Below are 10,226 nucleotides of genomic sequence, written 5' to 3'. Positions count from 1 at the left end.
ACATCGGGTCGCATTTCTTTTGGTTACTTTTCTTTGGGCGAAACCCAAAGAAAAGTAACCCGCCATCAGGGCGGAACCAGGGTTTCAGGTAGCGCGGTCAAGGAGCCGCGCGCAAGCGCGTACACAGAAGTTTCAGAGAGAGCGTGTGTGAGAGCGAGAAGACAAGCCGCGTTCCGCCTACGGCGGAAGGTGGAATGCGCTTCGCTTATTCCACCCTACGGGGCTCTCAGCAAGCGCGGTCAATGCCTCGCGCGCTAGCGCGTACACGGAGGTTTCAGCGTCCAAGGCGAGTTCATCCAGCACCCAAGTTCACCGAAGCCTGGATTCCGGCTTTCGCCGGAATGACGATGGGGAATGGGTGGGCGCTCAGAAAGAGGAGCGAGTCGCCGCGGGACTGCGATAGCCGAAGATGCGCGCCGGCAGGAACAGCACCGCGCGGAGCAGCGCGAACAGCGCATCGAAGGTGATGCCGACCAGCCGGAACGGCAGCGAGATCAGCCAGACGAAGGGCCAGAGCACGATAGCCAGCAAGGCCACCGGCCAGCACAGGACGAACAGCAGGCACCAGCCGACGAGCAGGAAAAGGGTTCTCACGGGTTGTTACCGGACCTCCACCGCAACGGATTCCGGCAACAAGGTATCACACAAGCTCCGCGATGCCGGACCGCCGCTCGAGCCCCCGGATGGCTCATCCGGACCACGCCCATGCGCCGGCCCGATCTTTTGCACGATGCTGCGTTTGCAGGAATCGCACAGCCGCTGTTGCCCTGAATGGCGTGCGCCGCTTGCGGGTTCGGCGCTGCCGATATCCAGCGATGGCACCGGTTATTCGACCCGGATCCGATACGCCTCCGCCAGCGAGATCGTCCCCGTCCGCGCCAGCTCGACCGCATGCGTGGTGATGGGCACCATGCCCGTTGCCAGGGCGCTCGCATGGATGGCGTCGCCGTCGGCGTTGGGGACGATCAGCTTGCGGATCTCGGGGGTGACCGGCAGCAATTCGTAGACCGCCATCCGCCCATGCACGCCGCTGCCATTGCATTGCGAACAGCCGATGCCGTGGTAGAACGTTTCGTCCGCGCCGACACCGAGGGCGGCGCGCACGAACGGCGGCACCTGCTCCGGCTCCAGGCAGTGCGGGCAGTTGCGCCGCGCCAACCGTTGCGCCAGCACGCCCAGCAGGGTGGAGCTGAGCAGGTACGACTCCACGCCGAGGTCGAGCAGGCGGGTGATGGTGGTGGCGGCGTTGTTGGTGTGCAGGGTGCTGAGCACGAGGTGCCCGGTGAGGGCGCACTCGACGGCGATGCCGGCCGTCTCGTGGTCGCGGATCTCGCCGATCATGATGACGTTGGGGTCGTGCCGCAGGATGTTGCGCAGGATGCGCGCGAAATCCAGCTCGATTTCGGGCCTGACCTGGATCTGGGTCACATCCGGGATGTGGTACTCGACCGGATTTTCCACGGTGATGATGTTGAGGTTCTGCTTGCGCACTTCCATCAGCGCGGCATACAGGGTGGTGGATTTGCCGCAGCCGGTGGGACCGGTGACCAGCAGCATGCCGTTGCTGTGCGCGAGGATGTCGCGGAATACGTCTTCGTCGTGGGCGCTGAAGCCGATCTCGGCGATGTTGCGCAATGCGCCGCTGGAATTGAGCAGGCGCAGCACCACGCTCTCGCCGTAGACCGAGGGCAGCACCGAGATGCGCAGGTCGATCTGCGTGCCGGCGTAGCTCACCGAGACACGGCCATCCTGCGGCAGGCGATGTTCGGCCAGGTCCATGCCGGCGATGACCTTGATGCGGCTGACCACGGCGCGCAGCAGCGGCTTGGCGAAATTGCGGACGGCGACCAGCGCGCCGTCGATGCGGAACAGGACCTCGAAGTCCTCGGCGCGGGGGCGGACGTGGATGTCCGAGGCGCGCCGACGCACGGCGTCTTCGATCAGGCCGGTGACCAGACCCACCACCGGCTTTTGCAGGGCGAGCCGTTCGTTTTCGCGCGTGGTCTGCTCGCTGTCCTCGGCGGAGTCGGGACCCAGGTCCAGCGATTTCAGCAAGGTCGCATCTTCGACCTGGTTGAACTGGCGGCCGAGCAGGGCGTCGATCGCCGGGGCCAGGGCAAGCAGGGGCAGGACGCGCAGGCCGGTGGCGAATTCAATGCTGGAATGCGCTTCCCGGTTCTGCGGCTGGTCGGTGGCGACCGCCAGCACGCCCTGCCGGATGCGCAGCGGCACCATGCGTGTGCGCCGCACCAGCTGCGGCGGCACCGCGGCGACGGCAGGCGGCGCGCAAGTGACTTCGTGCGGATCTATCAGGGCCAGTCCAAGCCGCTGCGCCAGGGTGAAGATGTCTCTGGCGGCGGCCGAACCGCCGTGATTCTCCAGCCAGATGGGAAGATCCGCCAGCAGGCCCGGCTCGACCACTTGCGGACTTTGCAGGACGGCGGCCAGATAGGCATCGAGATCGGCGTTGCTGCGCAGCTGCGGCACACGGTTTTTCGGGCCGGCCAATTCCGGCTCGCTGCCGCGCCGCGGCGGCTGCATGGTGTACTCGATCGACGCTACCGCGTGCGCCGCCAGATGCAAAGTCAATTCGCGGCCATTGCGGCGCCAGCGCAGCCAGGTGCCTTCGGTGCCGAGCCGGGTGCCGAGCAGTTCACCCTGCAGGCGCTGGCCATCGGGCAGCACCACGATGGTCGGCAGCGGCGAGGCCCTGCTTACAAGCTCCCCTTCGGGGACGACATCGGTTTCGACGATCCAGATGTCGGCCTGCAGTACCATGCGGCTCTGACCTGCCACGCTCAGGTGCCAGTTGCCGTCCGGAAGCAGCTTTGGCATGACGTCGGGGAGCAGGGGCTGGCCGTCGCCGACGATGGCGAAGCCGCAGGTGGCGTCGCCGAGCGCGGCGTGATAATCCTGCTCATGGACCTCCAGCGGATTGCGGCGCGCGGCGAAGCGATGCAGCGCCGGCACACCCGGCGGCCGCAGATGGATTTCCAGCCCGGCGAGCGCGGCATTGCAGAGGCGCAGCGAATGTCCCCTTCCTCTGCGTTGCCAGCTCAGCAGGATCGCATCCTTCGCGACATCGCCGGCCAGCAGTTTGCCCTCGATGCGGCCGCCGTCGGGGAGGACGATGGAGGTCTGGATCGGCCGTGCGGCGGAGACCAGTCCCGAGGGCAGCGGCAGCAGGGTCTCGCTCAGCCACAGGTCGGCGTCGTGCACGGTGGTGCCGCCCGATACCGTGGCCAATTCCCAATCGCCGCTGGCCAGGCGTTTGGGCTGGTCGCTCAAGGTCAGCTTGGCGCCGTCGGCGAGCACCACGAAGGCGGCTTGCCGCGGTGCGGCCCTGCCGGCGTTCGCGCCGTTGGCCGCCGTCAGGTTCGACATGTCGTTCTTCAATTCCCGGTCTGTTCAACGGCATTCAGCGTAGCCGGGAGGCCGCCGGGGCACATTGATCAGGATCAATCGGCGCCTTGCGGCGCCGGCTCGCGGGCGCGACGGAAGCTCAGGCGCTTTTGCGGAGCTGGCCGGTTTTCTTGAGGTGAACCAGGAGCAGGGACACGGCGGCGGGGGTAATGCCGGAGATGCGGCCGGCCTGCGCCACGGTGTCGGGGCGATGCGTGGCGAGTTTCTGGCGGACTTCGTTGGAGAGGCCGCTGACGGTGGCGTAATCGAGGTCCAGCGGCAGGGGCGCTTCCTCATAACGGCGGGCGCGGTCGATCTCCAGTTGCTGGCGGTCGATGTAGCCGGCGTACTTGCACTGGATCTCGACCTGCTCGGCGACGGCCGGGTCTATGCCGGTTTCGGCCAGGCCCAGATTGGCCAGTATGGCGTAGCTGCCTTCGGGACGGCGCAGGAGTTCGAGCGCGGTGGTGCCGGTGCTTTCCTGGGGCAGGCCGAAGGTTTCGACGAAGGCCGCCTCGGCGAGCTGGGCGGGCTTGAGGCGCAGGGTGTCGAGGCGCGTGTGTTCGCGGGTGATGGCGGCGCGCTTGCGCTCGAAGGCGTCCCAGCGGGCGTCGTCGACCAGGCCGAGTTCGCGGCCGGTGGGGGTGAGGCGCAGGTCGGCATTGTCCTCGCGCAGGAGCAGGCGATGCTCGGCGCGGGAGGTGAACATGCGGTAGGGCTCGGCGGTGCCGCGGGTGATGAGGTCGTCGACCAGCACGCCGATGTAGGCCTCGTGGCGCTGCGGGGTCCAGGGCGACTCATCGTTGGCCAGGCGCGCGGCGTTGATGCCGGCGAGCAGGCCCTGCGCGGCGGCTTCTTCGTACCCGGTGGTACCGTTGATCTGGCCGGCGAAGAACAGGCCGGCGATGGGCTTGGTCTCGAGGCTGCGCTTGAGGTCGCGCGGATCGAAGTAGTCGTATTCGATGGCGTAGCCGGGGCGCGTGATGTGCGCCTGCTCGAAGCCCTGGATGCTGCGCACGAAGGCCTGCTGCACGTCGTAGGGCAGGCTGGTGGAGATGCCGTTGGGGTAGATCTCGCGGGTGTTCAGGCCCTCGGGCTCGATGAAGATCTGGTGCGAGTCCTTGCCGGCGAAGCGGTTGATCTTGTCTTCGACGCTGGGGCAGTAGCGCGGGCCGGTGCCTTCGATGACGCCGGTGAACATGGGGCTGCGGTCGAAGGCGGCGCGGATGATGTCGTGGGTCTGCGCGTTGGTGCGGGTGATCCAGCAGGAGACCTGGCGCGGATGCTCGGCGGCCGTGCCCATGAAGGAGAACACCGGCACGGGGACGTCGCCGGGCTGTTCCTGGAGATGGGTGAAGTCGATGCTGCGGCCGTCGATGCGCGGCGGGGTGCCGGTCTTGAGGCGGCCGACGCGCAGGGGCAGTTCGCGCAGGCGCGCGGCCAGCGGCAGCGAGGGCGCATCGCCGGCGCGGCCGCCGGAGTAGTTGGACAGGCCGACGTGGATCTTGCCGCCGAGGAAGGTGCCGACGGTGAGAACCACCGCGCGGGCGGTGAAGCGCAGGCCGAGGCGGCAGACGACGCCGGTGACGCGGTCGCCTTCGACGATGAGGTCTTCGGCTTCCTGCTGGAACAGGGACAGGTTCGGCTGGCTTTCCAGCGCTTCGCGCACGGCCCACTTGTAGAGCATGCGGTCGGCCTGGGCGCGGGTGGCGCGCACGGCCGGGCCCTTGCTGGCGTTGAGGATGCGGAAGTGGATGCCGGCGCGGTCGGCGGCGTGGGCCATGAGGCCGCCGAGGGCGTCGATTTCCTTGACCAGGTGGCCCTTGCCGATGCCGCCGATGGCGGGATTGCAGGACATCTGGCCCAGGGTTTCGATGTTCTGGGTGAGCAGCAGGGTGCTCCGGCCCATGCGGGCGGCCGCGAGCGCGGCCTCGGTGCCGGCGTGGCCGCCGCCGATGACGATGATGTCGAAGTGCTGCTGGTCAGACATGGAAGCGGCCTGCCGTCCGGCGCGGGTGCCGGGGTCGGGTTTTGCGGGTGGCGATTTTATCAGCAGTGGGGCTGCCGCGCCGCCCTACCCCCTAGAAGCGGATCTTGCCGGTCCAGATGTCCTTGTACATGACGAAATCGCCCATGAAGCTGTAAAAGGGGTACTTGAAGGTGGCCGGGCGGTTCTTCTCGAAATAGAAGTGGCCGACCCAGGCGAAGCCGTAGCCGAGGATGGGCAGCAGCCAGAGCAGCTCCAGGCGCCCGCTGGCGATGGCGGACACGGCGACGAGGATGACCAGGCTGGTGCCGACGAAATGCAGGCGGCGGCAGGTGCGGTCGGCGTGTTCGCTCAGGTAGAACGGGTAGAACTGGCTGAACGTGCTGAAACCGGCGGTCTTTTCCATGGCTGCGCTCCGCAGTGCTGATCGGGCCCAGTATACGCCTGGGTTGGCAAGGGTCAGGGACAAGAAAATGAGCTTAGGCCAGTTCTCGCCTTGGTCCCTCCCTCGATACGCCCAGCTTTGCTGGGCTACTCGGGACATTCGGTGCAACACCCGCTTCGCGGGCACTCGGGACGAACGGGGTTTGGTGCATCGATGAGGAAAAGCCGGCGGCCACGGGCCGCCCTACAAAAGCCGCGTCATACCGGCGAAAGCCGGTATCCAGAGTTGCGAGGGATGCACTCCGAATCCCTGGATACCGGCTTTCGCCGGTATGACATTGATGAGGGGGCGGCGCCTACGAAACCAGGCTGCTCAGCCCTTCGCCGGCAGGCTCTTGTTCAACCACTCGATCAGGTCGCTGAGGATGCGGCCGGATTGTTCCGCGGACGGTGTATGCGTGGCGGTGGGCAGTTCGGGGGTGATGACGGGGAGCCGCAGGAACATGCCGCCGTAGCCGCCGAGGGAGCCGGGGTAGGTGCCGATGGGGGCGAGGCGCAGGTAGCCGAGCTTGGGCGGCGGGGTGTAGGGGCCGTCGAAGTCCAGCACGTTGAGGGGGGCGTGGATGGAGATGATGGCGTCGGGCTTGTAGCTCTCGATCTGGCTGATGAGCCAGCGCGTTTCCGGTTCGGAGGCGGCCTGCTTGCCGGGGAAGCGGCGCGGGTCGCTGCGGGTCTTGTTCTTCCAGTAGCTGACGGCTTTGGTGGTCCAGTCGGGCGTGGGGAAGTTGCGGTTGAGATCGACCCCGTGGGCGTTGGTGCGGTGGGCCTTGTCGGCCAGTGCGCCGTCCGGGTTGGCGCAGGGCAGGAAGCGCCACTGGAAGCGCTGGAAGCGGTCGCCGCGCAGGCGCTCCATCCACTGGAAGGCGACGACCACGGCGGAGAATTCATCGCCGTGAATGCCGCCGAGCACCAGCACGCGCCGCGGCGATTTGATGCCGGCCTGGGCAGCCGGCACATCGGCCTGCAACAGGGGGCGGCCTTCGCTGCTGCTGGCGCTGGGCTTGAGGCCGGCGAGGCGGCACTGCTCGGGATTGAAGCCGCTGATGCGCTCGGCCAGCTGACTGCACAGGGTGTCCACCGGCGGCACGGCTGCCGTGGGAACGGCGGCGCCGGCGGAAGCTGCTGTCAGGACGAGCGCGGCGTACAGGGTGCTGCGTGCTGCACGGGACAACACGGCGGGCGCGGAGCCGGCTGGCTTACTTGCGTTCCTTGCGGACCTTGTCGATGACAAAGTCGACGACCTTGAACATGTCGTTCTGGGCATCGACGAGGTACTTGCCGCCGACGACGATGGTCGGGGTGCCGGTGATGCCGTAGGAGACGGCCAGGGCATCGGCGCGGCGCATGTTGCCTTCGACGACGAAGCTGTTGGCGATGGCGTCGAAGTCCTGCGGCTTGATGCCGGCTTTCTCGACGTAGAGGTCGCGGATCGATTCCATCGAGCTCATCGGGAAGCCTTGGGCGTGGATGGCGTCGAACAGCGGCTGGTGGGTCTTGTCGAGGATGCCGAGGGCCTGGGCGATGTAGAAGGCGCGCTCATGCAGCACGCCGATATCGCGGCCGAGGGTGTTGGGGACGCGCACGTAATCGACGTCCGCCGGCTTGTGCTCGAGCCACTTGTTGATCTCGGGCTCGAGGTGGTAGCAGTGCGGGCAGCCGTACCAGAAGAATTCCTCGACGGTGATGCGCTTGGCGTTGTCGGGCTTCTGCACTTCGCCGACCTGCCGGTACTGCTTGCCGAGGGTGTAGGCCGAGCTGGAGTCGGCGGCGGAGCAGGCAACGGCGAAGAGGCTGAAGAATCCGAACAGCAGCCCTTGTTTCAGCAAGCGCATCGTGTATTCCTTTGTTGACCAACCCGGAACGGCGATCCGGGCTGCGACTTCAAGAAGCCCTTATTGCAGTCCGGAGAGGTAGGACGCCAGCGCCTGGATTTCGTTCTCTTTCAGCTTGGAGGCGACGGTGGACATGATCTGGCCCTTGGGGCCGGAGCCGCGGTCGCAGTTCTGCAGCTGGTTGTTGCCGCAGGTGGCGTAGGCATGCAGCTGATTGGCGGCATAACCGGCGTTCTGGCCGCCGACGCGGGGGAAGCCACCTGCAGCGTTGCCGGCGCCGGTGGGGCCGTGGCAGGCGGCGCAGGCCGGGATGCCGCGGGCGCTGTCGCCGGCGCGGTAGAGCTTCTGGGCGACGGCCACGGCGTCCTTGCTGGCCACGCCGGGGACGGCTTTCTGCGTGGCGAAGTAGGCGGCGACGTTCTTCATGTCGTCATCCGACAGGGCGGCGGCCTGGCCCTGCATCACCGGATTCTTGCGCTTGGCAGCCTTGAAGTCGCTGAGCTGTTCACGGATGTAGGCGGAATGCTGGCCGGCCAGCTTGGGCCATTCCGGGTTGATGGCGCCATTGCCGCCGGGGCCGTGGCAGGCGAAGCAGACCGGGGCCTTGGCGGCGCCGGCGCCGGCATCGCCCTGGGTGAAGGCATCCTTGGCCGCTGCGGCGGGGGCAGCTTCGTCGGCCGCTGCGATAAACAGGGGCGCACACAAAGCGAGGGCGATCAGAACGCGCTTCATTCAAAACTCCAATGGCAACCTGGCAAGGGGCTTGGCGCGCAAGCGAGTAAGATGCGCGCTTGCTCACTTAATATATGGCTAAGTTTCGGCCGAGAATATTACACCATGGCCGCACCGTTGTGACTTCCCCAGTGCCTTCCAGCCCGCCCGCCAGCCAGGCGCCCAATCCGTTCGCGCACGCGCGTTTCCTGCTTTCGGCGGCCAAGCTGACGCAGCTGCCGCAGGACCACGTGGCGGAGGTGGCCTTCGTCGGCCGCTCCAACGCCGGCAAATCCAGCGCGCTGAACCTGATCTGCCAGCAGAAGCAGCTGGCCCGGGTGAGCAAGACGCCGGGGCGCACGCAGTTGATCAACCTGTTCGACCTGCCGGTGACGGCGGCGGCGGCGACCGAGGCCGCGCCGCAAGCTTCGGTCCGCGCCCGCCTGGTGGATCTGCCCGGCTACGGCTTCGCCCAGGTACCGCTGGAGATCCGCCGCAACTGGGGCCTGCTGGTAGGCGGCTTCGTGGAGCAGCGCATCAATCTGCGCGGCCTGGTGGTGGTGATGGACATCCGCCACCCGATGACCGACCTGGATCTGCAGATGCTGGGCTGGTGCGAAGCACGCGGCCTGCCCACCCACATCCTGCTGACCAAGGCGGACAAGCTGGGCCATGGCGCGGGGAAGAACGTGCTGCTCAAGGTGCAGAAGGAATTGCGCGAACTGGACCCCGCGATGACGGTGCAGACCTTTTCGGCGCACGCGCAGATGGGCGCGGAGACGGTGCGGGCGATCCTGACGGCCTGGCTGGAAGCGCCGGCGAGCGGCGATCAGCCGGTTTGAGTGCGGGGCAGGCCCGCGTCTGATTCGGCGTTGGGGACGATGCAAAAAAAGATGCCCGGTGAATCGGGGGAAATTCACCGGGCAACGAGTTCCGGCTTGGGGGAACCGGAATGTCCGTCCAGGGAGTGAGGACGGAGAACGGGAAAGGGAGTCACCGTTCGCAACTTTAGATGCGGCTTGCGGGCAGAAGTTCAAGGCCAGCGCCGGCTTTGATTGCAAGCTGCTGGAAAAGCTTGAATTTATGTCCTCAACGGCCTGTGAACCCAGGCTCTCCATCCAGCCCTTCCGGTACAGCTCCGGCCGTCGGCCAAAAAAATGCCCGGTGGATCGGGGGGATCCGCCGGGCAAGGTATTCCGGCTTGGGGGAACCGGAAACATCCGTCCAGGGAGTGGAGACGGAGAACGGGAAAGGGGAATCACCGTTCGCAGACTTAGATGCGGCCTGGGGCATGAAGTTCAAGGGTATGGCGGCATATTTCCGCAAGGCGCTGGAAACTCTCGGAAAAAGGCATTTGTGGCAGTGCGGCAGCCAGGGCTGACCGCGCTTTTACGTGCGCGCGCCGGAACGACAGGCAAAAAATTGCCCGATGGATCGGGGGAATCCACCGGGCAACGACTCCGGCTTGGGGGAACCGGATATTCCGTCCAGGGATGGGGACGGAGAACGGGAAAGGGAGTCACCGTTCGCAGAATTGGACGCGGGCGTTGCGGATAAGTTCAACGGTTTTGCGGAAATTTTGCATCGGATATCGAAAGTGGCTGAAAAGCCTAGATATCCTTCCGCCCCTTGCGTTTGGCGGGCCCAAAAAAATGCCCGGTGAGTCGGGGGAACCCACCGGGCAACGAGCTCCGGCTTGGGGGAACCGGAAACATCCGTCTAGGGAGTGAAGACGGAGAATGGGAAAGGGAGTCACCATTCGCAGGATTAGATGGGGTCGGAGCGGCTTAGTTCAAACGCAACGCAACATTTTTATTGCACTGCGCCAAAAAACCCAATAAGAAGTCCGC

General features: G+C 66.2%; 8 protein-coding genes. 1 reads left to right on the top strand and 7 read right to left on the bottom strand.

The annotated features are described in order from the left end of the window. Window positions 1-366 precede the first annotated feature (366 nt). From BP26_RS0113345 to BP26_RS0113315, 7 genes are all read right to left on the bottom strand, one after another. On the bottom strand, window positions 367-594 hold the full coding sequence (locus BP26_RS0113345) for a hypothetical protein (RefSeq protein WP_029921082.1): 228 nt from the start codon (window positions 592-594) through the stop codon (window positions 367-369). A 231-nt stretch (window positions 595-825) separates the two neighbouring features. Continuing rightward, entirely contained in the window at window positions 826-3,384 is a 2,559-nt protein-coding gene (locus BP26_RS27625; RefSeq protein ID WP_157572516.1) for a GspE/PulE family protein, read from the bottom strand. Between the two features lie 118 nt (window positions 3,385-3,502). Further along, on the bottom strand, window positions 3,503-5,392 hold the full coding sequence (gene mnmG, locus BP26_RS0113335; protein WP_029921080.1) for a tRNA uridine-5-carboxymethylaminomethyl(34) synthesis enzyme MnmG: 1,890 nt from the start codon (window positions 5,390-5,392) through the stop codon (window positions 3,503-3,505). 91 nt (window positions 5,393-5,483) lie between these two features. Beyond that, the gene (locus tag BP26_RS0113330; RefSeq protein WP_029921079.1) at window positions 5,484-5,795 is read right to left on the bottom strand and encodes an Mpo1-like protein; all 312 of its coding nucleotides are present in this window, start codon (window positions 5,793-5,795) and stop codon (window positions 5,484-5,486) included. A 351-nt stretch (window positions 5,796-6,146) separates the two neighbouring features. Continuing rightward, the gene (locus BP26_RS0113325; protein WP_169740703.1) at window positions 6,147-7,007 is read right to left on the bottom strand and encodes a M14 family zinc carboxypeptidase; all 861 of its coding nucleotides are present in this window, start codon (window positions 7,005-7,007) and stop codon (window positions 6,147-6,149) included. Between the two features lie 22 nt (window positions 7,008-7,029). Further along, on the bottom strand, window positions 7,030-7,665 hold the full coding sequence (locus BP26_RS0113320) for a thiol:disulfide interchange protein DsbA/DsbL (RefSeq protein ID WP_029921077.1): 636 nt from the start codon (window positions 7,663-7,665) through the stop codon (window positions 7,030-7,032). Between the two features lie 60 nt (window positions 7,666-7,725). After that, on the bottom strand, window positions 7,726-8,397 hold the full coding sequence (locus tag BP26_RS0113315) for a c-type cytochrome (RefSeq protein WP_029921076.1): 672 nt from the start codon (window positions 8,395-8,397) through the stop codon (window positions 7,726-7,728). 119 nt (window positions 8,398-8,516) lie between these two features. On the opposite strand from BP26_RS0113315, the gene yihA reads away from it, so the two are divergent. Further along, window positions 8,517-9,218: a ribosome biogenesis GTP-binding protein YihA/YsxC gene (gene yihA, locus BP26_RS0113310; RefSeq protein WP_245611798.1), complete on the top strand. Its 702-nt coding sequence runs from the start codon at window positions 8,517-8,519 to the stop codon at window positions 9,216-9,218. Window positions 9,219-10,226 lie beyond the last annotated feature (1,008 nt).

Origin of the sequence: Nevskia soli DSM 19509, from assembly GCF_000711955.1 — a bacterium.
Taxonomy (GTDB): domain Bacteria; phylum Pseudomonadota; class Gammaproteobacteria; order Nevskiales; family Nevskiaceae; genus Nevskia; species Nevskia soli.
Note: the sequence above shows the minus strand (reverse complement) of the source record. Positions and strands in the feature narration are given on the sequence as shown.

What these genes read in the sequence shown, in the direction of transcription:
- BP26_RS27625 (WP_157572516.1), bottom strand. Translation starts at nt 3,384, where the DNA reads ATGTCGAACCTGACGGCGGCCAACGGCGCGAACGCCGGCAGGGCCGCA.
- mnmG (WP_029921080.1), bottom strand. Translation starts at nt 5,392, where the DNA reads ATGTCTGACCAGCAGCACTTCGACATCATCGTCATCGGCGGCGGCCAC.
- BP26_RS0113320 (WP_029921077.1), bottom strand. Translation starts at nt 7,665, where the DNA reads ATGCGCTTGCTGAAACAAGGGCTGCTGTTCGGATTCTTCAGCCTCTTC.
- BP26_RS0113315 (WP_029921076.1), bottom strand. Translation starts at nt 8,397, where the DNA reads ATGAAGCGCGTTCTGATCGCCCTCGCTTTGTGTGCGCCCCTGTTTATC.
- BP26_RS0113330 (WP_029921079.1), bottom strand. Translation starts at nt 5,795, where the DNA reads ATGGAAAAGACCGCCGGTTTCAGCACGTTCAGCCAGTTCTACCCGTTC.